Origin of the sequence: Sphingomonas jaspsi DSM 18422 (assembly GCF_000585415.1) — a bacterium.
GTDB classification, from domain to species: domain Bacteria; phylum Pseudomonadota; class Alphaproteobacteria; order Sphingomonadales; family Sphingomonadaceae; genus Sphingomicrobium; species Sphingomicrobium jaspsi.
Genome location: NZ_KK073876.1, coordinates 535,155 through 559,985 on the forward strand (window position 1 = coordinate 535,155; position 24,831 = coordinate 559,985).

Here is a 24,831-nt window from a genome sequence, read left to right on the forward strand (position 1 = left end):
GGGGGTAATCGCGCATGGCCTTGATCGGACGGTTGATCGGAACGCTTCTGACCAAGGGGCAGATCACGCTCGTCACCCCTGACGGCAAGCGCGAAACCTACGGCAGGGACGGCAAGCACCTGACCGTACGATTCACCGACAAGCGCGTCGGCTTCGACCTGGTCCGCAACCCTCGGTTGACGATCGGTGAGGCCTATATGGATGGTCGCATCGTCATCGAGGACGGGACGATCCTCGACCTCCTCGAACTGATCGTCGGCGCCAATCGCTGGGAAGACGGCGGCCAGGGTCGCAAGGCGATGACGAAGGGCAAGATCAAGGGTCTGACCGCCCTGCTTCGACGCAACCCGATCGCCCGGTCGAAGCGCAACGTCGCGCATCACTACGACCTCAAGGACGAGCTGTACGAGCTCTTCCTCGACAGCGACCGTCAGTATAGCTGCGCCTATTTTACCGATCCGTCGAATAGCCTGGAGCAGGCGCAGGCCGACAAGAAAGCGCATATCGCCGCCAAGCTTTACCTGAAGCCGGGGCAGCGGGTGCTGGATATCGGCTGCGGCTGGGGCGGGACCGCGCTTTACCTCAACCGCGTCGCCGACGTGGACGTGCTCGGGATCACGCTGAGCGAAGAGCAGCTGAAGGTTGCACGCCGCCGCGCCGACGAAGCGGGCGTCGCCGACCGGGTGAAGTTCGAACTGATCGATTATCGCGTGCTGCAGGGCCGGTTCGACCGGATCGTGTCGATCGGCATGTTCGAACATGTCGGGCTGGCGCACTACGAAGAATTTTATGCCAAGTGCCGCGAGCTTCTGGCCGACGACGGCGTCATGCTCCTGCACACCATCGGCAAGCTTGGCAGCGCGGGCGCGCCAGACCCCTTTACCGACAAATGGATCTTCCCCGGCTACCACCTGCCGTCGCTGAGCCAGATGTGCGCGGCGAGCGAAAAGGTGCGGCTGATCGCCAGCGACGTCGAAACGCTGAGGCTGCATTATGCCTACACGCTGCGCCACTGGCTGGACCGGGCGGCGCAGGCCAAGGCCGATATCGTGGCGATGTACGACGAGCGATTCTACCGGATGTGGGAATTCTATCTCGCCGGCGGGATCGTTATGTTTGAAAGCGGTGCGGCCTGCAATTACCAGGTCCAATATATCCGCGATCGCAACGCCCTTCCGATCACGCGCGACTATATGGCCGAGGCCGAACAGCGGTATCGCAGCGCATAAAAAAGGCCCGGCCCGCGGCCGGGCCCTTCAGTTGCCAAAAGCCCTGGGGTGTCAGCTGGCTTTCGGTGCGTGCTCGTCATGAAGCTCGCGCATCTTGATCATCATCATCGGCCGGGCAGCCTTGCGCTCTTCGGCCGTGACCTTGCCGTCCTTGTTGGCGTCCATTTCGTCGAAATGCTTGAGCGCCATCGCCTCGGCCTCAGCGGCGGTGATCTTACCGTCGTGGTCGCTATCGGCCATCACGATCATGTGACCGCCCATGCCCGGACCGCCGTGCATCATGCGCATCTGGCGGCGCATGGCCTTGCCGTCGGCCGCGGCCAAGTCCTTGCCGTCGCCGTCCTTCATCACGATGCGCCGTTCGATGCGAACCTGGCGACCCTTGGCGAATTCGTCGCGGCTGATCGCGCCGTCCTTGTTGGTGTCGAGGCGATCGAAAGCGGCGTTGGGATCGCCCAAGCCATGCTCCATGCCTTGCATCGCGCCCGGCCCGCCATGCTCCATCCGCATGGCCATATGGTCGCCCTTGATCACGTCGATTTCGTCCTTGGCGATCACGCCGTCCTTGTTGGTGTCGAACTTGGCGAAATGCTCACGGACCTTGGCCACCACTTCGGCGCGGGTCATTTCCTTGTCGGCCATGGCCTTGCCCTGCTCGCCGGCCACAGCGCCAGCGGCCAAGGCGACAAGACCCGCCCCAATCATTAAATTCCTGATCATCAAGCCCTCCTTTATCCCGAATGGCCGAGGCTATGCCTCGATTCCTGTATCACGCTTGAACAGATCGCCTTGAGGTGGCAATGCGCCCGCGCCCACGAACATCGATTTTTCCGAAGGATATCCAGCCCATGGCCGACCCGATCAAGCGCATCGTCCTCGCCTTTTCCGGCGGGCTCGACACCAGCGTGATCCTGAAATGGCTGCAGCAACGATATCAGGCGGAAGTGGTGACCTTTACCGCCGACTTGGGGCAGGGCGAGGAACTGGGGCCGGCTCGGCACAAGGCCGAGCTGATGGGCGTGAAGCCCGAGCATATCTTCATCGACGACCTGCGCGAGGAATTCATCGCCGATTATGTCTTCCCTATGATGCGTGCCAATGCGCTGTACGAAGGGCTCTACCTCCTCGGTACGTCGATCGCGCGGCCGCTGATCGCCAAGCGCCAGATCGAAATCGCCCGCCAGGTCGGTGCCGATGCGGTCAGCCATGGCGCCACCGGCAAGGGTAACGACCAAGTCCGCTTCGAGCTTGGCTATTATGCGCTCAATCCCGACATCAAGGTCATCGCGCCGTGGCGCGAGTGGGATCTGACCAGCCGCACCGCGCTGATCGACTTTGCCGAAAAGAACCAGATTCCGGTCCCCAAGGACAAGCGCGGCGAAAGCCCCTTCTCGACCGACGCCAACCTTCTCCACACGTCGAGCGAGGGCAAGGTGCTCGAAGACCCGTGGGTCGAAGTGCCCGACTATGTCTATTCGCGCACCGATGACCTTGTTGCGGCGCCCGACACGCCCGAAGAGATCACCATCGACTTCAAGGGCGGCGACGGTGTAGCGGTCAACGGCGAAGCGCTTTCGCCCGCCGCGCTGCTCACCAAGCTCAACGAACTCGGCAAGCGCCACGGCATCGGCCGTCTCGACCTCGTCGAGAACCGCTTTGTCGGCATGAAGAGCCGCGGCATGTACGAGACGCCGGGCGGCACCATTTATCATGCTGCCCACCGCGCGATTGAGCAGCTGACGCTCGATCGCGGTGCCGCGCACCTCAAGGACGAGCTGATGCCGCGCTATGCCGAGCTCATCTACAACGGCTTCTGGTTTGCGCCGGAACGCGAGATGCTGCAAGCCGCGATCGACCAAAGCCAGGCCAAGGTCGAAGGCACGGTGCGGATGAAGCTGTATAAGGGCGGCGTCCACATCACCGGCCGCAAGTCGCCCAACAGCCTCTACAGCGAAAAGGTCGTCACGTTCGAAGACGATGCCGGCGCCTACGACCAGCGTGACGCCGAAGGCTTCATCAAGCTCAACGCGCTGCGCCTTCGCTTGCTGGGACGGCGCGATCGCATCTGACGTTGATCGCAAGCCCCTTGCCAAGCGGCATGGGCAGTGCAACGGCGGCAAAGGTGCCGCCGCCACGCGGGGCCGGGGCTGAAAAGGGGCGTCCTTGATCACCACGCCGGAAATCGTCGCGCATGAAGCCGCCCCGGCACCGTCGCCGAAGGGCGGGCCGCGCCCGTGGTGGGAAGGGCGGCCGTTCGTCGCGGCGATGATCCTGCTGGCGTTCGTGCCCTTGCTGTGGCCGACCATTCCGCCGCTGGTCGACGTGGGCGGGCATATGGGCCGCTACAAGGTCGCCGCCGATCTCCAGACCAGCCCATACCTTTGGCAATGGTTTCATTTCCACTGGCTGCCGATCGGCAATCTTGGCGTCGACCTCTTGGCCGTTCCGCTTGGCAAGCTGATCGGCATCGAGCTGGCGACGAAGCTGGTGGTGATGTCGATCCCGCCGCTGACCGTCGCCGGCATGTTGTGGGTGGCGCGCGAAGTGCACAACCGCCTGCCGCCGACCGCTGCCTTCGCGCTGCCGCTCGCCTTCGGTCATCCCTTCATGTTCGGCTTCATCAACTTCGCCTTGTCGATGGCGCTGGCCTTCCTGGCGTTCGGCCTGTGGCTGCGGCTCGGCCGGCTGGAGAAATTGAAGCTTCGGGCGCTGCTGTTCGTACCGATCAGCTTCGTCGTCTTTTTCGCACACACGTTCGGCTGGGGCATGTTGGGGCTGCTCTGCTTTTCCGCCGAAACGGTGCGCCAGCACGATCATGGCCGAAGCTGGTGGAAGTCTCCCTTCGTCGCCGGATTCCACGCAGCCTCGCTGGCCTTCCCCGCCCTGCTGGTGCTGATGTGGCGCAACGATGCCACCGGGGGCATCACCGCCCACTGGTTCGATTGGGACTATAAGTGGAACTATCTGCTGAGGATGTTCCGCGACCGCTGGGAAACCTATGACATCGCTTCGGCGGCGCTGGTGACGGCACCGCTCGCGCTGGCGATCGTCCACCCCAAGCTCACCCTGTCACGCAACCTGTTCTTTTCCGGGCTGGTGCTCGCCGCCACCTACGCCCTGCTGCCGCGGGTAGTGTTCGGGTCGGCCTATGCCGACATGCGCCTCGTTCCCTACGCCGTCGCGATCTTCATCCTGGCGATCCGCTTCAAGCGCGAAACCAGTTATCCGCTGGCAACCTGGCTCGCCTTCGCGGCGCTGGGGTTCGTGGTGATGCGCATCGGCGGCACCACCGCCAGCATGACCATCGCGGGGATGAAGCAGAACGAACAGCTCAAGGCCCTCGACCATGTGCCGATGGGCTCGCGCGTCGCCGTGCTGGTGTGGGACCGATGCGACCAGTGGGCGCTTCGCCGGTCGGATCATCTCGGCGCGATCGCGACCGTCAGGCGCGACGCCTATACCAACGATCACTGGCCGATGGTCGGGTCCGCCTTGCTGCGGGTTCATTATCCAGCGGCCGGCATCTTCCAGCGCGATCCGACCCAGATCGTCCGCGATCCGGGTTGCAGCAAGGAAGGCTGGCGCGTGCAGTCGGCGCTCCGCTACATTCCCAAGGACAGCTTCGATTATCTGTGGCTGATCGACATGCGCGCCATTCCCGACGACTGGCTCGACGGCTGGACGCCGGTATGGTCGGGCGAAGGGTCGCGCCTGTTCAGGCGAGGGGCCGTCGAAGGACCGCCACCAGTGACACGCCGAACGGCATCGGAACGCGACCGATAAGATCCTTTTCCAGGCCGAAGATCGTATCGAGCAGGCGGTTCACCCCCGCGCCTGGCATGGCGTCGTCGCTGCTTTCCTTGCCCGTCAGCTTGCCGAGCAGCCGGACCGCGGCGATCGGCGGATAGAGCAAGGTGTTGAACGGGGAGATGAGGTCGATCGTAAAGCCCGCCGCCCTGGCCAGCGTTTCGATCTCGCGCTGGCGGTAACGGCGATGGTGGTGATGGGCGACGTCGTGCGCGCTCCACATCCACGGGTTGATCGGAACGGTCAGCAACAGCGACCCGCCGGGCTTCAGAAGGCCGATGATCGATTTCAGCGATGCCGCGTCGTCAGGGACATGTTCGAGCACATCGAGCAAGGCGACAAGGTCGTAGCTGCCCGCCGCAAACATCGACACGTCGGGCAGAGCGGCGGCCATGACCGGTTTGCCGAGGCGTTCGCTGGCGATGGCGCGGGCGGTGTCGTCGAGCTCGCTGGCATCGACGGTGCCGAACCGGCCCAGCATCGCAAGGTTGTGGCCTGTGCCGCAGCCCAGTTCAAGGATACGGGCATCGTCAGGCGGCCGCGCGACCCGTTCGATCAGTTCGGCAAGGATGCGGCGCCGCGCGGCAAACCACCAATGGTCGGCATCGAGCTTCGCCATCTGCTCGTATATCTTGCGATCCATCAGCCCTCGCCGATCCGCTCGCGGATCACGTAGAGCGGGCGACCCTTGGCCTCGATCAGGATGCGGCCGATATATTCGCCAAGGACACCGAGCGAGAGCAGCTGCAACCCGCCGAGGAACAGCACCGCCACCATCAGCGAGGCATAGCCGGGCACGTTGATACCGGAGGTCAGCGCGACGATGATGATGTAGATGGCGTAACCGAGCGCACCCAGCGCGACGAAGGCGCCGAGGTAACTCCACACCCGGAGCGGCACCGTCGATGCCGAGGTGATGCCGTCGACTGCGAGGCGCCAAAGCTTCCAGTAATTATATTTGGTCGTACCGACCTTGCGCTCTTCGCGGTGATAGCTGACCGCGGCCTGGCGGAAGCCGGCCCATGCGAACAGGCCCTTCATGAAGCGGTTGCGCTCGGGCATTTGGCGGATCACGTCGACCACCCGGCGGTCGAGCAGGCGGAAGTCGCCGGCATGTTCGGGAATCTTGTCGTCCGACAGCCAGTTGTGCGCGCGATAATAAAGGTCGGCGGTCAGCCGCTTGGGCAGCGTATCGGTTTCTCGATTGTCGCGCACGCCGTAGACGACGTCGTAACCGTCGCGCCATTTGGCGACCATTTCGCGCAGCGCCTCCGGCGGGTCCTGCAGGTCGACGTCCATCGGCACTACCGCCTTGCCGTCCGCCGCGTCGATGCCGGCGCTGAGCGCCGCTTCCTTGCCAAAGTTGCGTGACAGCGAAATGCCGCGAATTCTGCGGTCGGCGGCATTGGCCTTGCGGATCACTTCGAGCGTGGTGTCGCTGCTGCCGTCATCGACGAACAGGATTTCGAACGATTGCGCGACCGGATCGTCGAAGCTTTCGAGCAGCGGCACGACACGGGCCAGGAAGGGCCCGATCGCCTCTTCCTCGTCCTTCACCGGAACGATGATGCTCAAGTCCGCCATGGTCATGCGTAGACGAAGCGACGATGAAGCGCGAAGGTCAAGAGCGGCGTGACGAATATCATCGGCAGGGTCGGCCACCAGGTCGGTCCGCCCAGCTGCTTGACCAGCAGCCAGATGAAGAACTGGTTGGCCGCGAAGCCGATCAGGTTGACGATGATGAACCGTACCATCCGCACATGCTGGCGGTCGCGCGCGCCATGATCCTTGAAGCTGAAGGCGCCGTGGGTGAAGTAGCTGACCGCCGAAAAGAACAGGAAGACGATGGTGAAACTGACCATCGGATCGACGTGCAGATATTCCGCGATCAGCCAGTAGCTGGCCGCGACCAGCAGGGTGATGATCATGCCCGCGACGGCATAACGTATCAGCTGCAGGAGCATGGCGCGGCGGGTCGGCGGCAAGCGATCGAGGGTCGACTGGATCATCGGCTTGCTCTCTAGTGGCTTGGCGCTAGGACACAATCATCAACTTTTGCCGGGTATCAACTTGTCCAGAACCCGGGGGGAACATCGCCGTCATGACCGAAGAAGAAATGCTGGCACGCTGGGACCAGGCGAAACGCGTCTATGCGCAGCGCTGGGTCTGGCTGCTGCTGGCGATCTGGCTGCTCTACGTGGCCTTCATGATCTGGCACAAGATGCCCGCGATCAACGCGCTCGCGCTGGGCGACACCGACGACAATCTCCGCTTGGCCGAAGTACGGGCGTGGCTGAACGGGCAGGGCTGGTTCGACCTTCGCCAGCATCGCTTCGACCCGCTCCACGGCGGCGCGAACATACACTGGTCGCGGCTGGTCGACCTGCCGATCGCAGGGCTGATCCTGCTGCTGAAGCCGATGATCGGGACGGCCGCGGCAGAACGTTGGGCTTCGGGGCTGGCGCCGCTCCTCCCGCTGTCGCTGCTGGCGTTCAGCCTGGCGCTGACGGTGCGGCGACTGGTCGGCGAGAAGGCGTGGGTCCTGCCGCTGCTCGGCCTCGTCAGCGCCTATTCGACCATCGGCATGTTTTCGCCGCTCAGGATCGATCATCACGGCTGGCAGCTCGCGTTCCTGTCGCTGGCGATCGCCGGCATGGCCGATCCGCGAAAGGCGCGCGGCGGCGCGGTGATGGGGCTGGCGACCGGCCTCTCGCTAATCGTCGGGCTGGAAATGCTGATCTACCTCGCGCTGCTTGGCGGCGCGGCGGTGCTGATGTGGGTGGCCGAACGCGACGAGCGGCGACGGATGACGGCCTACGCCGCGACGCTCGCCGCCAGCACGGGCCTCGGCTACCTGCTGTTCGCGAGCGAGGCCAACCGGCTGCCGGTATGCGATGCGCTGTCGCCGGTATGGCTGTCCGATGCCGCGGTCGGCGCGGCGGTTATGGTCGCACTCAGCTACCTTCGCTTCGACGGCTGGAAGTCGCGGCTTGTCGCGGCGGCGGTGGCCGGTGTCGGCGTCGCGGCCTTCCATGCCTTGTCATGGCCTCACTGCCTGCAGCGGCTGGAAGGCGTCTCGCAGGAAGCGACCGACCTGTGGCTCAACCGCGTCAAGGAGGCGCGACCATTCTATCGGTTCGACTGGCGCACGGCATCGATCACGGTCGCCTTCCCGGCAATCGGTCTGGTTGGCTGGGCGCTGCTGGTGCGAAACGCGTGGAAACTGGGCGCCGAAGGTCGGGACCTGCTGCGCCGGATGCTGGCGATCGCCCTCCCCGCCGTCGCCGGGCTCGGGCTGCTGGCATGGCAGATGCGCGCGGCCCCGGCGGCACAGATGATGGCGCTGCCGGCGGCGGCGGGCCTCGTGGTGTTGGTCGGCAATGCACTGCTCAATGCCGAAAAGCTGTTGACCCGGCTGATCGGCGTGATCGTCATCACGCTGAGCCTCGGTGCGCTGGTGCCGGTGGTGATCAACGCCCTGCCGCAAAAGGCCGACAAGCCGATCCAGAAAAGGGTCGGCGCCGCAAACCGTAACTGCACCAGCGCAAAGGCGCTGGCGCCGCTCGACCGTCTGCCCAAGGGCCTGGTCTTCAGCTTCGTCGATCTCGGGCCGCGGCTGATCGTCATGACCCATCACGATGCAGTCGGTGGACCCTATCACCGCAATTACAACGCCATCGTCGATGTGATGAAGGCGTTCCGCGGGGACGAGGCACAGGCGCGGCGGATCGTCGACTATTATGGCAGCGACTATCTGCTGATCTGCCCGGACATGGCGACCGCAACGCTGTTCACGACCGAAACGCCGAAGGGCTTTTACAGCCAGCTGGTCGGCGGGAAGGTCCCGGCCTGGCTCCAGCCTGTCGATCTCGGCAAGGATTCGCCGTTCAGGATGTGGAAGGTCGTCCGCTAGGTCGCTTTAGGCGGCGAGGCCGGGGAGCGAGCGTTCGAGGCCGTCGAGCACGAACTGCGTCGCTAGGGCCGCCAGGATCACGCCGAGGATACGGGTGATCATCGCTTCCAGCTTGGGGCCGATGAATTTCATCAGCGGTCCGGCCGCGAGCAGCGCGACCAGCGTGATCAGGATGACCGCGGTCATCGCGCCCAGCACCACGATGCTTTCGCCGACGCCATCGGCGCGGGCGTTCAACAGCATGATCGACGCGATCGACCCGGGGCCGGCAATCATCGGGATCGCCATCGGGAAGACGCTGATATCCTCGGCTTCGGGCGTGCCCTTGATTTCCTCGGCCCGCTCCTCGCGCCGTTCGGTCCGGCGTTCGAACACCATGTCGAGCGCGATCATGAACAGCATGATCCCGCCCGCCAGCCGGAAAGCGGACAAGGAAATGCCCATGTGGCTGAGCAATTGTTCGCCCAGCAAAGCGAAAAACAGTAGGATCGACCAGGCGACGAGGCAGGAACGGATCGCCATGTTGCGACGATGCCTGGCGTCGGTCCCCGCGGTCAGCGACGCGAAGATCGGCGCGCAGCCCGGCGGGTCGATGATGACCAGCAGCGTCAGGAATGCGGAGGTCGCCAGCTCGATCATTCGTCCGCCACCGTTTCGGCAAAGGCGACGTCGTAGGTCCAGCCGTTCCAGGTTTCGACGACGATCCGCCGTTCCTTGGCGTCCGGGTCGCGGGTCCAGCCCCAGCGCAGCGACATGTCGTCCGAAGAGCCCTGCATGGTCGACGGCGCCTTGCCGTCGGGCGTGCCCAGTCGGCCGGTTCCATATGCATTCGCCGGTCCGCGCGGCGGAAGGTGATTGCAGCTGGCTTTCCGAACCGTTGGATCCTTGGGGACGGGGCCGACGGCGGTTCCGCTCTGGCCGCCGTCATAGGTCCAGCGCCACTTGCCGTCGCGTTCGAACCAGATGGTGGTGAAGGTGCCGTGCCCGTCGCCCTTCCACCAAGGTCCGTGGTTCACCGCGACGCGCCCGTCGCAGCTGACGATGGACAGCGCCGGCGCCCAATCGACCGATTGGGGCGGGTCGGCGCGCTTGCGCAGGAAATCCTGCGCGTAGGTCGGTTCAGGCGTGAACATCAGCGCGTCGAATGCGGCCCAATTGCGGAATGCCGTCCATTGGCCGTTTTTCTGCGCGTCGGCGATGAAGGCTCTTTCCGCCGCGATGGCGTCTTGCGGCTCGGCCGCCGCCGCGAGGAGCAAGGCCAGCATCAAAGCTGCGGGTCCTGCAGGCCTTCGCGCCGATGCGCCGCGACCAGCGTGTTACGCAGGAGCATGGCGATGGTCATCGGCCCGACACCGCCCGGCACTGGCGTGATCGCGCCCGCGACCTCGGCCGCTTCATCGAAGGCGACGTCGCCCACCAGTCGGCTTTTGCCGTCGTCGCTAGCGATACGGTTGATGCCGACATCGATGACGGTCGCCCCCGGCTTGATCCAGTCGCCGCGGACCATTTCCGCGCGACCGACCGCGGCAACAACGATGTCCGCGCGCCGGACCAGAGCTGGCAGGTCCTTCGACCTGCTATGCGCGATGGTGACGGTGCAGCTTTCGCCCAGCAGAAGCATCGCCATCGGCTTGCCGACGATGTTCGATCGGCCGATTACCACCGCATCCATGCCGGTAAGATCGCCCAGTTCCGTCTTCAGCAGGTGAAGGCAACCGAGCGGGGTGCAGGGCACCATCGCCTCGGCCCCGACCGCCAGCCGACCGGCGTTTTCGATGTGGAAGCCGTCGACGTCTTTGGCCGGAGCGATCGCGTCGATCACCTTGGCGCTGTCGATGTGGCCGGGGAGCGGAAGCTGGACGAGGATGCCGTCGACGGCTGCGTCGTTGTTGAGCTGGTCGACCAGCGCCAGCAGGTCGGCTTCGCTGGTCGTGTCGGGCAGCTTATGTTCGATGCTGTCCATCCCCGCCTCGACCGTCGCCTTGCCCTTGGAGCGGACATAGACCGACGACGCCGGATCCTCGCCGACCAGCACGACCGCGAGGCCAGGCGCGCGACCGACGGTTTCGCGGAACGCGGCGACGCCGTCGGCGACCTTGTGTCGCAGCGCCAGGGCCGCTGCCTTGCCGTCGATCCGCCGCGCGCTCACGGCCTTAACCGATCGGAATGTTGTAAAGCAGGATGCGAATGACGCCGATCAAGACCAGCACCAGGAACGGCGACCAGTCGATGCCGTTGATCGGCGGAAGGATCTTGCGGAAGGGCCGGTAGAGCGGCTGCAACAGCCGATCGAGGCCGTCCATGAAGGAGCGGAGGCCCGTGTTCGAATAGTTCAGCACGTTGAACGCGAACAACATGCTGAGGATGGCGTGTCCTACGATCAGCCACCACAGGACCGACAGCAGGTAGAGGATGATCTGGATGAGAGTTCCCATGGCGGTGGCTTAGCGACCTACGCCACCGCGAGCAACATCGCTTCAGGGTGCGAAGCGGTCGGGCTGGGCTTCGGCCAGGATCAGCGCGAAATCTTCGTTCGCGTCGGTCCATTCGGCCAGCGGGGTCCAGCCGCCCGCCAGCAGCAGCAGGCGCGCGCCGCGCGGGCCGTATTTGTGACTATTCTCGGTGTGGATCGATGCGCCCTTGGCGAAGCGGAAGCGCCGCTCTTCGACCCTGAATGCGACGTCGCGGTTGGCGACGAGGTGCATTTCGATGCGACCCAGCATGTCGTTCCAGCGCGCCTCATGGTCGAAAGCCTCGACCGGTATATCGCCGTCCAGCTCACGATTGATGCGGCGAAGCAGGTTGCGATTGAATTCGGCGGTGACGCCTTCGGGATCGTCATAGGCCGCGATCAGGCGGTCCACCGGCTTCACTCGGTCCATGCCGATCAGCAGCTTCGATCCGGTCCCGAGCACGGTTCGGAAATGGCGCAGCAGGTCGGTCGCGCTGCGGGGCACGAAATTGCCGATGGTCGAGCCCGGGAAAAATCCCACCCGGCCCATCCCGCGGACTTTATCGGGGAGAGCCATGGGCTTGGTAAAATCAGCCTCGACGGGGATGACGTCGATCTGTGGAAAATCGGCTGCCAAAGCGGCGGCGCTGTCGCGCAGATAGTCGCCGCTGATGTCGATCGGCACATATGCGGCCGGTCGCAGCGCATCGAGCACGATCGGCGTCTTGGTCGAGCTTCCCGAGCCGAACTCGACTAGCGCCCCGCCGCGCCCCACGCGGTCGGCGATGTCGCTGGCGCGCGCCTGCAGCAGCGCCGTTTCGGTGCGGGTCGGATAATAGCTGGGCAGGCGCGTGATGTCGTCGAACAGTTCCGACCCGCGCCGGTCGTAGAACCAACGCGCGGGAATGGCGGGGATCGGTTCGGCAAGGCCGTTCAATACATCGGCCCGAAACGCCGGATCGACCCGTTCAACCGTTTTTTGCAAGACGCACTCCCGTTAACTGCCAGCGCGCGGCCGGGGGAAAGAAATTGCGGTAGGTGGCGCGACTGTGGCCGCGCGGGGTCGCGCAGCTTGCACCCTTCAGCACGAACTGACCGCACATGAACTTGCCGTTATATTCGCCGACGGTGCCTTCTTCGGGCGCGAAGCCGGGATAGGACAGGTAGGCCGATTGGGTCCATTGCCAGACGTCGCCGAACGGTCCGCCGCCCGGCTTCGGCAGCACCGGTCCTGCCTGGTCGAGCTGGTGGCCGATGTTGGGATCGGCCGAGACGAAGGCGTCTTCCCATTCGAATTCGGTCGGCAGGCGCGCACCGGCCCAGCGGGCGTAGGCGTCAGCTTCGTAATAGCTGATGTGCGCGACCGGCGCGGCGCGGTCGATCTCGCGCCGTCCGGCGAGGGTGAAGTGGCTGCCGTCGTCGTGCCAGTAGAGCGGTCGTTCGATGCGGTTCGACTGTCGCCAGTCCCAGCCCTCGCTCAGCCACAGCGACACATTGGCGTAGCCGCCATCGGCGATGAACTGCTGCCATTCGCCGTTGGTAACGCAGCGGTTGGCGATGGCGTGCGGGTGCAGCAGCGCCTGATGTCGCGGGCGTTCGCAGTCGAAAGCGAAGCCCTCCTCAGCGGCACCGATATCGACCAGTCCCTCGCGTCCGTCGATCCATGCAAGCGGTTCGGTCGCGTAGCAAGCCGCAGCGGCAAGACCGCCGTAGGCCGGCTCGAGCGGGTTTTCCGCCAACGTCGCGAGGATATCGGTCAGGAACAGCTCTTGGTGCTGCTGTTCGTGGTGGATGCCGAGTTCGACCAGCTTCAGCGCTTCGGGCGAAAGACCGGGTAAGGCGGCTTGCAGCGCCTCGTCGACCGCTATCCGCCAGTCGCGGACCTCGTCGAGGCTGGGGCGGCTGATCATTCCCCGTCTGGCGCGGGCATGGCGTTCGCCTTCGCCCTCGTAATAGCTGTTGAACAGGAACGGCCAGCGCTCGTCATGCAGGCGGTAACCGGGCACATGGTCGCGCAGGATGAATGTTTCGAAGAACCAGGTCGTGTGCGCCAGATGCCATTTGGCGGGCGATGCGTCGGGGTGGGGCTGGATGGCGGCGTCGGCGTCGCTCAGCTGCGCGGCGAGGCCTAGCGTCAGCGCGCGGGTCGCAGCCAGCCGATCGGCCAGCGTCTGCCTTCCCTGCTCGTCCGCTCGTGCCACGTCCCGCTCCTTAACTTGTACAAACTGTTATGGCCGGGAAACGTTTCAATCAGGCGTCGCGCGTGGCCCCCGGCTGCCAAAGCACGTCCCCGCCTTCCTTCGCCGCGACGAAGCGCGCGGTTACGAACAGATGGTCGGACAGGCGGTTGAGATAGGCCAGCGCGTGGGCATTGACCTCTTCCTTGTCGGCCAGCGCGACGGCCTCCCGCTCAGCGCGGCGTACGGTGGCCCGCGCCATGTGGAGCTGCGCCACCGCCATCGACCCTCCCGGCAGGATGAAGCTGGTCAGCGGCGCGAGATCGGCGTTCATCGCGTCGATCTCTTCCTCCAGCCGAACCGGCTGGCGCTCGACGATGCGCAGCGCATGTTCTTCGAAGTCGGTACCGAACGGGGTCGCGATATCCGCGCCGAGGTCGAACAGTTCGTTCTGGATGCGGCGCAGGCGCTCGGCGATGTCGCCATCCCCGAATGCGGCGATGGCGACGCCGATCGCGCAATTGGCTTCGTCCACCTCGCCGATGGCGGCGATGCGTGGCCCCGCCTTGCTGACGCGGCTGCCGTCGACGAGCCCGCAGGTGCCGCCGTCGCCGGTCCGGGTGTAGATTTTGTTGAGCTTGACCAGCGTTACTTCCCGGCGCCGGCGGCGATCAGGATCAGGATGACGATGACGATGGCAATCGCCTGGAACATCACCCGTTTCTGCATGTAATTTTGCTGGATCTCGCCGGACACGTCCTTGCCGTTGGCCATGGCGATGACCCCGCGGACAAGCACGTAGGCAGTGGCACCCATTGCCACGACGAGGGCGATGATGAGAAGCGCGTTCATGCTTGCCTATCTAGGCGTCGCCGAAGCGAAATCCTAGAGGCAGTCGCCCTTGTGCCAGCGTATCGGCAAGGGCCCCGCCGTCGACCCCCGCATCCCGCATCGCTGCCAGCGTCGGCGCACGGTCGCGCTTGGCGAGACGGCGACCGTCGTCGTGCAACACCAGCGGGTGGTGCAGGTAGACAGGTTCCGGAAGGCCGAGCAGCGCCTGCAGCAGGCGCTGGATGGGCGTCGACGACCGGAGGTCCACTCCCCTCACCACCCTCGTGACGCCGCTGTCCGCGTCGTCGACGACGCAGGACAGGTGATAGCTCGCCGGGGCGTCTTTGCGGGCGAGGATGGCGTCGTCGATCTGGTCGCGCCGGGTCGAAAATTTCGCTCCGTCCACTTCCTTCCATCCGGGCAACCCGGCGCCGTCGATCGCCTTCGCCGCATCTAGGCGCCAGCTGTGCGGTGTCGACGCGCGCCGGTCGGGATCGTCGGGCAGGCCGCGGCAGGTGCCGGGGTAGGTCCCGGTCGCGCCGCCGTGGGGTGCCGATAACGCCTGGGCGATATCGGCGCGGGTGCAGAAGCAGGGGTAGACGAGGCCCGCGGCCTTCAATCGGTCGAGGGCCGCTTGATACAGGCCGGTCCGCTGCGACTGGACCAGAGGCGCAGCATCCGGTGCCAGGCCGAGCCAGTCGAGGTCGTCAAGGATTGCGTCCACGAACTCGGGGCGGCAGCGACCGGGATCGAGATCGTCGATCCGCACCAGGAACTTCCCGCCCGCATCCCGCGCCAAACGATGGCTGATCGCAGCCGAATAGGCGTGTCCGAGGTGCAGGAGGCCGGTGGGGCTGGGGGCAAAGCGGGTCACGGTCATCGCCAGCGCCATATCATGGGTGTGTCGTGCTTCCACGCCACAATATGTCGCGACTTTTGCCATAACTGTTGCAAAAGCGACTCTTGACCCGGAATCCCCATTTTGCTGTCATGTTGTCGTCACCCCGGGTTGGCATCCGGGGGCGCGACAGACGGAAAGACGGGCCTTTCGGCCGCCGGTCTCCCGCCATGAGTGCGACACGGCCGGGGGGTGCGGCGTTCAAAGGGTCCATCGATCCACGAACGCTGGAGAACCTTGCGCCGTGTATCAGACCGACCTCCTCCGCCATCCGGACAGTTGCCCCGCCCTCGTGCTCAACGCCGACTATACGCCGCTGAGCTATTACCCGCTCTCGCTATGGCCGTGGCAGACCGCGGTCAAAGCCATGTTCCTCGAACGCGTCGACGTGGTATCCCATTACGACCGCGAAGTGCACAGTCCGTCCGCCAGCCTGAAATTGCCATCGGTGATCGCGCTGCGCCAATATGTAAGGCCGAACGAATATCCCGCCTTCACCCGCTTCAACCTGTTCCTGCGCGACCATTTCCGCTGCGTCTATTGCGGCAGCCACAAGGAGCTGACCTTCGACCATGTCGTCCCGCGTGCTCAGGGCGGCCGGACGAGCTGGGAAAATGTCGCCACCGCCTGCGCGCCCTGCAATCTCAAGAAGGGCGGGCGTACGCCGCGCCAGGCACAGATGCATATCGCGCACGATCCGATCCGCCCGACCAGCTGGCAGTTGCAGGAACACGGCCGGAGTTTCCCGCCCAATTACCTGCACCAAAGCTGGCGCGACTATCTTTATTGGGATGTCGAGCTCGACCCCTAACGCCTTGTTAACCATCTTCGGCGATGGTCGTCGGCATGAACGTCACGCCCAGTCCCGTCCGCCCGCCGCGCCTGCTGATCGTCGAGCCGTCGGCCAGCGCCTTGCGGGTCATGGCCAAGCGCTTAGGTGAGGCGGGTTACCGGGTCATCGGCTGTCCCAATTCCGCCGACGCACTGGCGGAAATGCACCGGCAGAAGATCGATCTGGTCGTCGCCGAGCTTCGCATGGCATCGCTGAGCGGCATCGACCTGACGCGGATGATCCGGGCCGACACGGTGATCCGCGAAACGCCCGTGGTCCTGGTCGCAGGCCGTTCCGACAAGTCGGGTGCGATCGACGGATTCGGCGCTGGCGCCGACGACGTCGTCGCCAAGCCCTTTCATTTCGAGGTGCTGATCGCGCGGATTGCGCGTCGACTGGCGCGGGCGGCGGCGATCGAGCGGCTTCACCTGGACCGCCACAAGCTGGACGAGCGTGTGACTACGCGGGCAATCGAACTGGGCGAGCTTCGCGACCGGCTGAAGGCCAGCGAAGCGGAACGCCTGCGGCTCAGCCAGATCGCCGGTCGGGCCTAGCGGCTGGCGAGATAATCCTCGATCATCGGGCGAAGATCCGGCCGGTCGAGCGCGATCGCCAGGTTGGCCAGCACGAACCCCGCCTTGTCGCCGCAGTCGTGGCGGACCGCATCGACCTTCAGCGCATGGAACGGCTGCCGACCGATCAGCTTGGCCATGCCGTCGGTCAGCTGGATTTCGCCGCCGGCCCCCTTTTCGCCGCGGCCGAGAATGTCCATCACTTCTGGCTGCAGGATGTAGCGGCCAACGACGCCGAGCCGCGAGGGCGCGTCTTCGGGCTTGGGCTTTTCAACCAGTCCGCGAACTTCGGTCGCGTCGCCCCGCGTCTCGCCCGGCGTGATGATGCCGTAGCTGGCGGTCTTGTCGGCGGGCACTTCCTGCGCGCAGACGATGTTGCCGCCCAGCGTTGCGTAGGCATCGACCATCTGTTTGAGCGCCCCGGGCTGGCCGACCATCAGGTCGTCAGGCAGCAGCACCGCAAAAGGTTCGTCGCCGACGATATGGCGGGCGCACCAGATCGCGTGGCCGAGACCCAATGGCTGCTGCTGGCGGACCGACACGATTTCGCCGAACCCGGTCTTGGCAGGGGCGAGCGGGTCGAGGCTCTTGCCCGCCTTGCTCATGGTCGCTTCCAGTTCGAAGCCCATGTCGAAATAATCGACCAGCGAGCTTTTCCCGCGACCGGTGACGAAGATCATCTGTTCGATGCCCGCTTCGCGTGCTTCGTCGACCGCATATTGGATCAGCGGCCGGTCGACGACCGTCAGCATTTCTTTCGGCATAGTCTTGGTCGCGGGCAGCAGCCGCGTGCCGAGGCCGGCAACCGGGAAAATCGCCTTGCGAACGGGCTTGGTCATTTGGGATCATCCGCATTGTCGGGGCCGGTGGTGCTCGGCGTCGGATCCTGGCCGCTGCCGTTGGGCGGCGGCAGGTCGAAGCGGTCGGGCTCGCGCGGCTTGCCCTTTTTCAGCAACTCGTCGACGCGTCCGGGCGCTGCTTGGGTCGGCAGGCGAAGCAGGGCCGAGGAATCGGGCGTCGCTTTGGCGACCGCGGGCTTGGGGGGCAGCGCATGGCCAGCCTGGGGCTCCAGATCGGCCACTTTGCCGCATCCGGCCAGCAACAAGGCCGTCGCGGCCAACGCCCATTTCCTGCTCATCGTCCCTCCCGCGCCGTGCGGATGGCTTCCCTTACCCGGTCGGGCGACGTGCCGCCATAGCTGCGACGCGATGCGACCGACGCTTCAACCGACAGGCGCGGCAGGACGCGCTCGTCGATGCGCGGATCGATGGCGCGAAGTTCGTCGAGCGTCAGATCATCCAAGGCCTTGCCGGCGGCTTCGGCGGCAGCGACAGCCCGACCGCTGATATGGTGCGCCTCGCGGAACGGGACACCCGCATCTCTGACCAGCCAATCGGCGAGGTCGGTCGCGGTGGCATGGCCAGCGGCGGCGACCGCGCGCATCTTTTCGGGCACGAATTCGAGGTCGGCGATCATTCCCGCCATCGCGGCGAGGCTCAAGCCCAGCAGGTCGTGCGCGTCGAACAGCGGCGGTTTGTCGTCCTGCAAATCCTTGGCATAGGCCAGCGGCAATCCTTTCAGGATGACCAGCATGGCGACGAGGTCGCCGATGATCCGCCCGCTGTGCCCGCGCACCAGCTCGGCCGCGTCGGGGTTGCGCTTGTTCGGCATGATTGAGCTGCCGGTCGACCAGGCGTCGGGCAGTTTCACGAAGCCGAACGGCTGCGAAGCCCACAGGATGATCTCTTCCGCCAGCCGCGACAGGTGGACCGAGGTCAGCGCGGCGGCATGGAGATAGTCGACCACGAAATCGCGGTCGCTGACCCCGTCTAGGCTGTTGGCGGTGGGGCGGTCGAAGCCCAGCGCCGACGCCGTGGCGTCGCGGTCAAGATCGAAACCCGTGCCCGCCAGCGCCGCGCTGCCAAGCGGCGATTCGTTCATCCGCCGCCGCGCATCGGCGAAGCGGCTGCGGTCGCGGACGACCATTTCGCGATAGGCCATCAGATGGTGGCCAAGCGTCACCGGCTGGCCTGACTGGAGGTGGGTGAAGCCCGGCATGACGTCGGCGGCATGCTGTTCGGCTCGCCCGATCAGCGCCGTTTCCAGCGCGTCCAGTCCGGCGATGCTGTCGTCGATGCACTGGCGGACGAACAGCTTGAAATCGGTCGCAACCTGGTCGTTGCGCGACCTGGCGGTGTGGAGCCGCCCCGCGGCGTCGCCGATCTTCTGGCTCAGGCGGTGCTCGACATGCATATGGATGTCTTCGAGCGCCGGGTCCTCGACCAGCTCGCCGCGTTCAATCTCAAGCCCGACTTCGGCGAGGCCGGCGTCGATCGCCTTGGCGTCGGCGTCGCTAAGGATGCCGCGATCGGCCAGCATGGCGGCGTGCGCGCGACTGGCGGCGATGTCTTGGCGCCATAATCGCTTGTCGACCGAGATGGAGGCATTTATCTCGCGCATCACTGCGGCCGGGCCGCCTGCAAAGCGCCCGCCCCACATGCTATTGGAGGTGCCCGTGCGGCTGATCGTCTGTCTCCTTGCCCTTGGCCTGATTGCGGGTTGCGATAGGGAAAAGCAGGAAGCGCCTCAAGCGCCGGTTGCACAGGAAGAAAGCGGGAAGGGGCTCGACCGCTCGCACAAGGGCGAGGCCGCACCGGCGACGATGTTCAAAAACCCGGACGGCGGCGACATCAGCCTGGCCAAGTTCAAGGGCACGCCGGTGCTGGTCAACCTGTGGGCAAGCTGGTGCGCGCCGTGCATCAACGAACTGCCGACCCTGCAGAAGCTGGAAGAAGCCCATGCGGTCGACGGTGCGCTGGGCGTTATCGCTGTCAGCCAGGACATGGCCCCGCAATCCTCGGTCGACGCCTTCCTGAAGGAGAAGGGCATCGCGCGATTCGCCGCCTTCCATGACGAGAAGATGGGACTTACCGACGCGCTGTCGATCCAGGTCATGCCGACGACCGTCCTCTACGACGCGGACGGCAAGGAAGTGTGGCGCTACGTCGGCGATCTCGACTGGAGCGGGGCCGAGGCGAAAGCGCTGCTCGCCGAGGCCGGCCCTACCGCCGGCTGAACCGGCCGCGCGCGGCTGCCACGACCCGTCCGTCGATGATCGCCAGACCGCCGGCGATCAGCAGCAGGCCGGACAATTGGTTGAGCGCCAGATGCTCGCCGAGCACGATACTTCCGACGACGATGGCGACGGGCGGCACCAGCAAGGTGACAAGCAGGCTGTTGGTCGCGCCGGCCCGTTCGATCAACCGGAAGAAGATGATGTAGGCCAGGGCCGAGCACAGCAGCGACAGCGTCACCACCGATCCCCACGCCTCCCACGAAGAGGGCAGCGTCGCCAGCGATTGGCCGAACAGGAGGGCAACCGGCGCAAGCATGATCGCGCCGGCGATGAACTGGGCGGCCGCCAACTGCATCGGATTGACGCCAAGCGCCTTGAACCGGCGGGCGAAGATGCCGGCGAGGGCATAAAGAAGGGATGCGAACAGGCAGGCCAGCTGGGCCAGCAGGTGATTGCCGCCGTCGCCCGCAATCTGCGGGCCGATCATCGCCGCCACGCCGCCGAAGCCGACCGTCACGCCGATAAGGCGCGCGCGGGTCAGTCGCTCATCGGTCGTGGCGACATGGGCGGCCAAGACGCCGAAGATCGGCGTCGTCGCCTGCAGGATGGCGGCGAGGCCGCTGGCGATGTGCTGCGTGCCCCATCCGAACAGCAGGAACGGCACGACATTATTGAGCAGCGCTAGAACGCCGACCGACGCCCACACCGTAGCGGGCAGGCGCAACCGGTGTCCCGAAACGCGCAGGATGACGGCAAGGGCGGTCGCGGCGATAACGAGGCGGATCCACACATAGGTCAACGGGTCGAAGGCGGCGACGGCGACCTTGATGAACAGGAAGGCGGAACCCCAGATAAGTGCGAGCAGGCCCAGCATCGCCCATTCGGCGCGACCCATCCGGAGCGATGGCGCGGCCTTGGGTGAGGGCAGGTCGATGGTGGTCGAACGGTCGAGCGGCGCCACGGGCAGGTCTCCTATTGGAGCGCAGCGCCTAATGGAGGACCGGCGTCCCGGCCAACTGAATGTGCCGCATCGGCAATAAGGTAGACTTATCGGCCCCAGCGGACCTCAGTCGCGCAGCAGCTGGGAGCGGTTGAGGCCGGGGGCCTCAGTCGCGCAGCAGCTCGTTGATCGAGGTCTTGCTGCGGGTGCGCTCGTCGACGCGCTTGACGATGACTGCGCAGGCCAGGCTCGGTCCGCCGTCCTTGGCTGGGAGCGTGCCGGGAACGACCACCGAATAGGCGGGCACCCGGCCATACATGACCTCGCCGGTCGTGCGGTCGACGATCTTGGTCGACGCGCCGATGAAGACGCCCATAGAAATGACCGCACCTTGTTCGACGACCACACCTTCGGCCACTTCGCTGCGCGCGCCGATGAAGCAATCGTCCTCGATGATGACGGGGCCTGCCTGCAGCGGCTCGAGCACGCCGCCGATGCCGGTGCCGCCGGAGATGTGGACGTTGCGGCCGATCTGGGCACAGCTGCCGACCGTCGCCCAAGTGTCGACCATTGTGCCTTCACCGACATAGGCGCCGAGGTTGACGAAGCTGGGCATTAGCACCGCGCCGGGCGCGATATAGGCGCCGCGGCGGACGACCGAGCCGGGTACTGCGCGGAAGGCGGCGGACTGGAACTGCTCGTCGCCCCAGCCGAGGAACTTGCTGTCGACCTTGTCCCACCAGGACGCGCCGCCCGGCCCGCCCGAAATGGCGGTCATCGGATTGAGCCGGAAGGACAGGAGGACGGCCTTCTTAAGCCACTGATTGACCTGCCAGCTGCCGTCGACCTTCTCGGCGACGCGGGCCTGGCCGGAGTCGAGCTGCAGGATGGCGGCCTCGACCGCGTCGCGGACTTCGCCCGTCGTCGCGGCGGAAATGCCGTCGCGCGCGTCCCAAGCGGCTTCGATGGTCGATTTGAGGTCGGTCATTCGCTCATTCCTTCGGTGATGTCGTGCAGCCATTCGGCGACGTCGGTGATGGTGTAGTCGATAAGGGCCGGATCGGCGTCATGATCGCCATGGTCGCTGCCATTGTCGACCCAGACGGTGGTCATTCCCATTGCCTTGGCGGGTTTCAGATTCTTGGCCATGTCCTCGACCAGCACGGCCCGCGCCGGGTCGATCCCGAATCGGCCGACCAGCAGTTCGTAACCGGCAGGGTGGGGCTTGGGGACGTAGCCGGTAGCGTGGATGTCGATCATCCCATGGAAATGAGCGTCGATGCCGATCGCCTTCAGCACCCGCTCGGCATAGGCATCGTTGCCGTTGGTGAAAATGAAGCGGCGGCCGGGGAGCCTGGTCAGGGCGTCGGCGAGCCGGCGGTCGGGCGAGACGCGATCGAAGTTGATGTCGTGGACGTCGTCCAGGAAGTCGTGGGGGTCGACCTCGTGCAGCTTCATCAGGCCGGCCAATGTGGTGCCATGGTCACGGAAATATTGCTTTTGCAGTCGCCGTGCCTCGATCGGGTCGACATCCAGCAGGCGTTGTACATAAGAACTCATGCGGGCGTCGATGAGGTCGAACAATCGCGTCGACGCGGGATACAGCGTGTTGTCGAGATCAAAGATCCAGTCGCTGATCTGGTCGAAGGGAGGCTTCATCAAGGCGGCTCTAGTCCGACTTGCCTCTTCAGCAAAATGAAAGCTTTCGCTATTCATAAGGAAATCGGAGAAAGCCGTTAGGTTTCAGCGGCTTGGGTGGGGATAAACGATGAGTAAACAACTGCTGTCGACGACTGCTTGCGGGTTGATGCTGGCGCTGAGCGCCTGCGGAGGCGGCGGTGGAGGCGGTGTCGGTTCGACGCCCCCGCCGCCCAGTTCGGTGACGCCGACGCCGACGCCGACGCCAACCCCGACGCCAACACCTACTCCCACGCCGACGCCGACCCCGTCGTCGACCAATTTCGTCACGGCCGAATATAACCGCTCGAACGGCGCGACCTCTTCGGGGGCGATCACGGCGTGGCAGAAGGGTTCGACCGGGGCCGGGGTCAAGGTCGGGGTGATCGATTCGGGGATCAATCCGTCGCTGGCAGAGTTTTCGGGGCGCATCGATCCGGCCAGCCGCGACGTCGCGGGTTCGCGACCGCTTGACGACGAAGACGGGCACGGCACCGCCGTCGCCGCGACCGCGGCCGGTGCCCGCAACGACCTGCAGAATATGGGCGTGGCGTTCGACGCGACGATCGTGTCGCTGCGCGCCGATTCGCCGGGCAGCTGCGCCGGCACCGACGGCTGTCAGTTCTACGATTCGGCGATCGCCAGCGGCATCGACGCCGCGCGTATCGCCGGTGCGAAAGTGATCAACATGTCACTGGGCGGATCGGCGCCGGGCCAGACGCTGCTGCAGGCGATGCAGCGCGCGGTCAACGCCGGCATCATCCTGGTGATCAGCGCCGGCAACGACGGCGAAGACCCGACCAAGGGCGGTAACGCCGATCCGTTCGCACTGGTCCCGGCACAAAATTTCCCGGGACAAGTAATCATCGCCGGGTCGGTGGGTGTCGATAACGGCGCGGGCGGAACCGACCTTAACCAGCTGTCGACCTTTTCCAACAAAGCCGGCAGCGGGGCGGCCTGGTACCTGACCGCACTCGGTTACCGGGTGCGGACGATCGATCACACTGGCACGGGCTACCTCTATTCGGGCACCAGCTTTTCGGCACCGATCATCACCGGGGCGGTGGCGCTGCTTGCGCAGGCGTTCCCGAACCTCAGCGCCGCGCAGATCGTCGACCTTCTGTTCAAGACCGCCGACGACCTTGGCGCGGCGGGCGTCGATTCGATTTATGGCCACGGCCGCCTCAACATCACCCGTGCCTTCCAGCCGGTCGGAACGACCAGCCTTGCGGGGTCGGCGCAGCCGGTGACCAGCGCGTCGACCACGACCTTGCTGCCCGAACCCGCGGGCGATGGCGGCAAGAAGGGATCGCTGGGCGCGATCGTGCTCGACGATTATCGCCGCGCCTTCGTGATGGATCTGGCGCGGGGGGTGCATTCGGCGGAACAGCGCACCTTCCTCGCCAACATGCTGAACGCGCAGGTGCAGAGCCATGCCTCCACCTCCGGTCCGCTGACGGTCGCCTTCAGCGTGTCGCAGCGTCCGGGCACCCGCCTTGGTTTCGATGCCTCGCAGTCGATGATCGGCCCGGAAGATGCGCGCAAGGCGCGGCTCGTGGCGGGAAGCGCGATCGCGCGGCTCGATGCCAAGACCAAGCTGGCGCTCGGCATCTCGGAAAGTGCGAAGTCGATCGAGCGCAAGCTCAACGGTGCACAGCCGGGCGCCTTCCTCGTCGCGCGCGACGTGTCGGCGGACCCCGGTTTCCGCTCGGACCGTTCGGGCAGCTTCGCGGCGCGGCGTGACCTGGGTTTTGCCGGCGCAACGGTCGCCAGCGAAAGCGGGACCGTGCTCGACAACCGCCAGGTGTTCGGCAACGGTGGTGCCAGCTACCGCTACAACAGCATCAGCCTCGACCGCTCGTTCGGGTCGAACTGGCTGTCGCTGGGTGTCGCGCATCTCGATGAAAAGCGCAGCTTGCTCGGCGGACGCGTCGGCGACGTGTTTGGCGGTGGCGGCGCGTCGACCGTCTTCCTCGATGCCGAACTGCGGCGTTCGTTCGGCAATGGCTGGGGCGCATCGCTGACTGCGCGGCACGGCATGACCGATTTCGCCGGAGGCAGCTTCCGCACCGCGGCCTATGGCTTCGATCTGTCGAAGCTCGGCGTTCTCAATGCCAACGACCGCTTCGGCTTGCGCATCGCGCAGCCGCTGCGGATCGAACATGGCGGGTTCGCGGCGCTGCTCCCGACCAGCTACGACTATGCGACGGAAACGCCGACGCTGAGCGTCGCACGGATGAACCTGACTCCTTCGGGTCGCGAACTGGATGCAGAGCTGAGCTATTCGACCAGCTTCGGCAGCAGCTGGCTGGGCGGCAATCTGTTCGTCCGGCGCCAGCCGGGTCACATCGCCGCGGCAGACGCCGACGTCGGCGCCGCGATCCGCTACAGCCTGGGGTTCTGACGGAACAAGCGGCGGGGGTTTTG

The 24,831-nt window shown here is 65.4% G+C and carries 27 protein-coding genes; 8 read left to right on the top strand and 19 right to left on the bottom strand.

Annotated elements, in window-relative coordinates; all coding sequences use genetic code 11:
- The first annotated feature begins 14 nt into the window (after positions 1 to 14).
- A complete protein-coding gene (locus G570_RS02705; RefSeq protein ID WP_037498891.1) occupies positions 15 to 1,229 on the top strand; it encodes an SAM-dependent methyltransferase in 1,215 nt (404 codons plus the stop codon).
- Positions 1,230 to 1,280: 51 nt separating this feature from the next.
- Here G570_RS02705 and G570_RS13975 read toward each other — a convergent pair whose 3' ends face one another.
- Positions 1,281 to 1,949, bottom strand: coding sequence for an EF-hand domain-containing protein (locus G570_RS13975; RefSeq protein ID WP_084607480.1), 669 nt, complete (start codon positions 1,947 to 1,949; stop codon positions 1,281 to 1,283).
- Between the two features lie 128 nt (positions 1,950 to 2,077).
- Here G570_RS13975 and G570_RS02715 point away from each other — a divergent pair, with 128 nt between their 5' ends.
- Positions 2,078 to 3,298, top strand: coding sequence for an argininosuccinate synthase (locus G570_RS02715; RefSeq protein ID WP_037498894.1), 1,221 nt, complete (start codon positions 2,078 to 2,080; stop codon positions 3,296 to 3,298).
- A gap of 94 nt (positions 3,299 to 3,392) precedes the next feature.
- Positions 3,393 to 5,012 (top strand): hypothetical protein, encoded by a 1,620-nt coding sequence (locus tag G570_RS02720; protein WP_051503968.1) that lies wholly within the window; start codon positions 3,393 to 3,395, stop codon positions 5,010 to 5,012.
- Here the strand turns inward: G570_RS02720 and G570_RS02725 are convergent.
- From G570_RS02725 to G570_RS02735, 3 genes are read right to left on the bottom strand one after another with little or no spacing between them, the layout of a single operon-like run.
- Positions 4,945 to 5,679, bottom strand: coding sequence for a class I SAM-dependent methyltransferase (locus G570_RS02725; RefSeq protein ID WP_037498897.1), 735 nt, complete (start codon positions 5,677 to 5,679; stop codon positions 4,945 to 4,947). The genes G570_RS02720 and G570_RS02725 overlap by 68 nt on opposite strands.
- Positions 5,679 to 6,626 (bottom strand): glycosyltransferase family 2 protein, encoded by a 948-nt coding sequence (locus G570_RS02730; RefSeq protein WP_037498899.1) that lies wholly within the window; start codon positions 6,624 to 6,626, stop codon positions 5,679 to 5,681. The genes G570_RS02725 and G570_RS02730 overlap by 1 nt, the downstream gene beginning before the upstream one ends.
- The gene (locus G570_RS02735) at positions 6,623 to 7,045 is read right to left on the bottom strand and encodes a GtrA family protein (RefSeq protein WP_037498901.1); all 423 of its coding nucleotides are present in this window, start codon (positions 7,043 to 7,045) and stop codon (positions 6,623 to 6,625) included. Before G570_RS02735 ends, G570_RS02730 begins: the two co-directional genes overlap by 4 nt.
- Before the next feature lie 92 nt (positions 7,046 to 7,137).
- Here G570_RS02735 and G570_RS02740 point away from each other — a divergent pair, with 92 nt between their 5' ends.
- Complete coding sequence (locus G570_RS02740) at positions 7,138 to 8,949, top strand: hypothetical protein (protein WP_051503969.1); 1,812 nt, start codon at positions 7,138 to 7,140, stop codon at positions 8,947 to 8,949.
- Positions 8,950 to 8,955: 6 nt separating this feature from the next.
- Here G570_RS02740 and G570_RS02745 read toward each other — a convergent pair whose 3' ends face one another.
- Genes G570_RS02745 through gluQRS form a run of 9 tightly spaced genes read right to left on the bottom strand, consistent with a single transcriptional unit; the run spans position 8,956 to position 15,301 of the window.
- A complete protein-coding gene (locus G570_RS02745) occupies positions 8,956 to 9,588 on the bottom strand; it encodes a MarC family protein (RefSeq protein ID WP_037498904.1) in 633 nt (210 codons plus the stop codon).
- Positions 9,585 to 10,214: a hypothetical protein gene (locus tag G570_RS13030; RefSeq protein ID WP_051503970.1), complete on the bottom strand. Its 630-nt coding sequence runs from the start codon at positions 10,212 to 10,214 to the stop codon at positions 9,585 to 9,587. Before G570_RS13030 ends, G570_RS02745 begins: the two co-directional genes overlap by 4 nt.
- Entirely contained in the window at positions 10,214 to 11,098 is an 885-nt protein-coding gene (gene folD, locus G570_RS02755; RefSeq protein WP_037498907.1) for a bifunctional methylenetetrahydrofolate dehydrogenase/methenyltetrahydrofolate cyclohydrolase FolD, read from the bottom strand. Before folD ends, G570_RS13030 begins: the two co-directional genes overlap by 1 nt.
- 4 nt (positions 11,099 to 11,102) lie before the next feature.
- Positions 11,103 to 11,384, bottom strand: a complete 282-nt coding sequence (locus tag G570_RS02760) for a YggT family protein (protein ID WP_037498910.1) — start codon at positions 11,382 to 11,384, stop codon at positions 11,103 to 11,105.
- Positions 11,385 to 11,426: 42 nt separating this feature from the next.
- Positions 11,427 to 12,386 (bottom strand): L-histidine N(alpha)-methyltransferase, encoded by a 960-nt coding sequence (egtD, locus tag G570_RS02765; RefSeq protein WP_037498912.1) that lies wholly within the window; start codon positions 12,384 to 12,386, stop codon positions 11,427 to 11,429.
- Entirely contained in the window at positions 12,370 to 13,602 is a 1,233-nt protein-coding gene (egtB, locus tag G570_RS02770) for an ergothioneine biosynthesis protein EgtB (RefSeq protein ID WP_051503971.1), read from the bottom strand. Before egtB ends, egtD begins: the two co-directional genes overlap by 17 nt.
- A gap of 49 nt (positions 13,603 to 13,651) precedes the next feature.
- Complete coding sequence (locus G570_RS02775; protein ID WP_037498915.1) at positions 13,652 to 14,224, bottom strand: cob(I)yrinic acid a,c-diamide adenosyltransferase; 573 nt, start codon at positions 14,222 to 14,224, stop codon at positions 13,652 to 13,654.
- A 2-nt stretch (positions 14,225 to 14,226) separates the two neighbouring features.
- Positions 14,227 to 14,430, bottom strand: coding sequence for an HIG1 domain-containing protein (locus G570_RS02780; protein ID WP_037498918.1), 204 nt, complete (start codon positions 14,428 to 14,430; stop codon positions 14,227 to 14,229).
- Between the two features lie 10 nt (positions 14,431 to 14,440).
- Positions 14,441 to 15,301 (bottom strand): tRNA glutamyl-Q(34) synthetase GluQRS, encoded by an 861-nt coding sequence (gene gluQRS / locus G570_RS02785; RefSeq protein ID WP_037498920.1) that lies wholly within the window; start codon positions 15,299 to 15,301, stop codon positions 14,441 to 14,443.
- 250 nt (positions 15,302 to 15,551) lie between these two features.
- Between gluQRS and G570_RS02790 the strand changes: the two genes are divergently transcribed.
- Together G570_RS02790 and G570_RS02795 are read left to right on the top strand one after the other, a co-directional pair.
- Complete coding sequence (locus G570_RS02790) at positions 15,552 to 16,118, top strand: HNH endonuclease (RefSeq protein WP_037498923.1); 567 nt, start codon at positions 15,552 to 15,554, stop codon at positions 16,116 to 16,118.
- 35 nt (positions 16,119 to 16,153) lie between these two features.
- Positions 16,154 to 16,693, top strand: coding sequence for a response regulator (locus G570_RS02795; RefSeq protein WP_169731722.1), 540 nt, complete (start codon positions 16,154 to 16,156; stop codon positions 16,691 to 16,693).
- Here G570_RS02795 and G570_RS02800 read toward each other — a convergent pair.
- From G570_RS02800 to argH, 3 genes are read right to left on the bottom strand one after another with little or no spacing between them, the layout of a single operon-like run.
- The gene (locus tag G570_RS02800) at positions 16,690 to 17,550 is read right to left on the bottom strand and encodes a UTP--glucose-1-phosphate uridylyltransferase (protein ID WP_037498926.1); all 861 of its coding nucleotides are present in this window, start codon (positions 17,548 to 17,550) and stop codon (positions 16,690 to 16,692) included. The two genes, G570_RS02795 and G570_RS02800, sit on opposite strands and share 4 nt — an antisense overlap.
- Complete coding sequence (locus G570_RS02805; RefSeq protein WP_245600247.1) at positions 17,547 to 17,849, bottom strand: hypothetical protein; 303 nt, start codon at positions 17,847 to 17,849, stop codon at positions 17,547 to 17,549. Before G570_RS02805 ends, G570_RS02800 begins: the two co-directional genes overlap by 4 nt.
- The gene (gene argH, locus G570_RS02810; RefSeq protein WP_037498928.1) at positions 17,846 to 19,210 is read right to left on the bottom strand and encodes an argininosuccinate lyase; all 1,365 of its coding nucleotides are present in this window, start codon (positions 19,208 to 19,210) and stop codon (positions 17,846 to 17,848) included. Before argH ends, G570_RS02805 begins: the two co-directional genes overlap by 4 nt.
- 16 nt (positions 19,211 to 19,226) lie before the next feature.
- On the opposite strand from argH, the gene G570_RS02815 reads away from it, so the two are divergent.
- Positions 19,227 to 19,787: a TlpA family protein disulfide reductase gene (locus G570_RS02815; protein WP_245600248.1), complete on the top strand. Its 561-nt coding sequence runs from the start codon at positions 19,227 to 19,229 to the stop codon at positions 19,785 to 19,787.
- Here the strand turns inward: G570_RS02815 and G570_RS02820 are convergent.
- The 3 genes from G570_RS02820 to G570_RS02830 all read right to left on the bottom strand — a co-directional run bounded on the left by G570_RS02820 (position 19,774) and on the right by G570_RS02830 (position 22,386).
- Positions 19,774 to 20,748 carry a DMT family transporter gene (locus G570_RS02820; protein ID WP_218915868.1) on the bottom strand — a complete coding sequence of 325 codons (975 nt, stop codon included), beginning with the start codon at positions 20,746 to 20,748 and terminating at the stop codon, positions 19,774 to 19,776. The two genes, G570_RS02815 and G570_RS02820, sit on opposite strands and share 14 nt — an antisense overlap.
- A gap of 145 nt (positions 20,749 to 20,893) precedes the next feature.
- A complete protein-coding gene (gene dapD, locus G570_RS02825) occupies positions 20,894 to 21,715 on the bottom strand; it encodes a 2,3,4,5-tetrahydropyridine-2,6-dicarboxylate N-succinyltransferase (RefSeq protein WP_037498930.1) in 822 nt (273 codons plus the stop codon).
- Entirely contained in the window at positions 21,712 to 22,386 is a 675-nt protein-coding gene (locus tag G570_RS02830; protein WP_037498933.1) for a pyrimidine 5'-nucleotidase, read from the bottom strand. Before G570_RS02830 ends, dapD begins: the two co-directional genes overlap by 4 nt.
- A gap of 109 nt (positions 22,387 to 22,495) precedes the next feature.
- Between G570_RS02830 and G570_RS02835 the strand changes: the two genes are divergently transcribed.
- Positions 22,496 to 24,808: a S8 family peptidase gene (locus tag G570_RS02835; protein ID WP_037498936.1), complete on the top strand. Its 2,313-nt coding sequence runs from the start codon at positions 22,496 to 22,498 to the stop codon at positions 24,806 to 24,808.
- The last annotated feature ends 23 nt before the right edge of the window (positions 24,809 to 24,831 follow it).

What these genes read in the sequence shown, in the direction of transcription:
- dapD (WP_037498930.1), bottom strand. Translation starts at nt 21,715, where the DNA reads ATGACCGACCTCAAATCGACCATCGAAGCCGCTTGGGACGCGCGCGAC.
- gluQRS (WP_037498920.1), bottom strand. Translation starts at nt 15,301, where the DNA reads ATGGCGCTGGCGATGACCGTGACCCGCTTTGCCCCCAGCCCCACCGGC.
- G570_RS02830 (WP_037498933.1), bottom strand. Translation starts at nt 22,386, where the DNA reads ATGAAGCCTCCCTTCGACCAGATCAGCGACTGGATCTTTGATCTCGAC.
- G570_RS02715 (WP_037498894.1), top strand. Translation starts at nt 2,078, where the DNA reads ATGGCCGACCCGATCAAGCGCATCGTCCTCGCCTTTTCCGGCGGGCTC.
- G570_RS02805 (WP_245600247.1), bottom strand. Translation starts at nt 17,849, where the DNA reads ATGAGCAGGAAATGGGCGTTGGCCGCGACGGCCTTGTTGCTGGCCGGA.
- G570_RS02740 (WP_051503969.1), top strand. Translation starts at nt 7,138, where the DNA reads ATGACCGAAGAAGAAATGCTGGCACGCTGGGACCAGGCGAAACGCGTC.
- G570_RS02725 (WP_037498897.1), bottom strand. Translation starts at nt 5,679, where the DNA reads ATGGATCGCAAGATATACGAGCAGATGGCGAAGCTCGATGCCGACCAT.
- G570_RS02760 (WP_037498910.1), bottom strand. Translation starts at nt 11,384, where the DNA reads ATGGGAACTCTCATCCAGATCATCCTCTACCTGCTGTCGGTCCTGTGG.
- argH (WP_037498928.1), bottom strand. Translation starts at nt 19,210, where the DNA reads ATGTGGGGCGGGCGCTTTGCAGGCGGCCCGGCCGCAGTGATGCGCGAG.
- G570_RS02745 (WP_037498904.1), bottom strand. Translation starts at nt 9,588, where the DNA reads ATGATCGAGCTGGCGACCTCCGCATTCCTGACGCTGCTGGTCATCATC.
- G570_RS13975 (WP_084607480.1), bottom strand. Translation starts at nt 1,949, where the DNA reads ATGATCAGGAATTTAATGATTGGGGCGGGTCTTGTCGCCTTGGCCGCT.
- G570_RS02795 (WP_169731722.1), top strand. Translation starts at nt 16,154, where the DNA reads ATGAACGTCACGCCCAGTCCCGTCCGCCCGCCGCGCCTGCTGATCGTC.
- G570_RS02705 (WP_037498891.1), top strand. Translation starts at nt 15, where the DNA reads ATGGCCTTGATCGGACGGTTGATCGGAACGCTTCTGACCAAGGGGCAG.
- G570_RS02730 (WP_037498899.1), bottom strand. Translation starts at nt 6,626, where the DNA reads ATGACCATGGCGGACTTGAGCATCATCGTTCCGGTGAAGGACGAGGAA.
- G570_RS02735 (WP_037498901.1), bottom strand. Translation starts at nt 7,045, where the DNA reads ATGATCCAGTCGACCCTCGATCGCTTGCCGCCGACCCGCCGCGCCATG.
- G570_RS02835 (WP_037498936.1), top strand. Translation starts at nt 22,496, where the DNA reads ATGAGTAAACAACTGCTGTCGACGACTGCTTGCGGGTTGATGCTGGCG.
- G570_RS13030 (WP_051503970.1), bottom strand. Translation starts at nt 10,214, where the DNA reads ATGCTGGCCTTGCTCCTCGCGGCGGCGGCCGAGCCGCAAGACGCCATC.
- G570_RS02780 (WP_037498918.1), bottom strand. Translation starts at nt 14,430, where the DNA reads ATGAACGCGCTTCTCATCATCGCCCTCGTCGTGGCAATGGGTGCCACT.
- G570_RS02800 (WP_037498926.1), bottom strand. Translation starts at nt 17,550, where the DNA reads ATGACCAAGCCCGTTCGCAAGGCGATTTTCCCGGTTGCCGGCCTCGGC.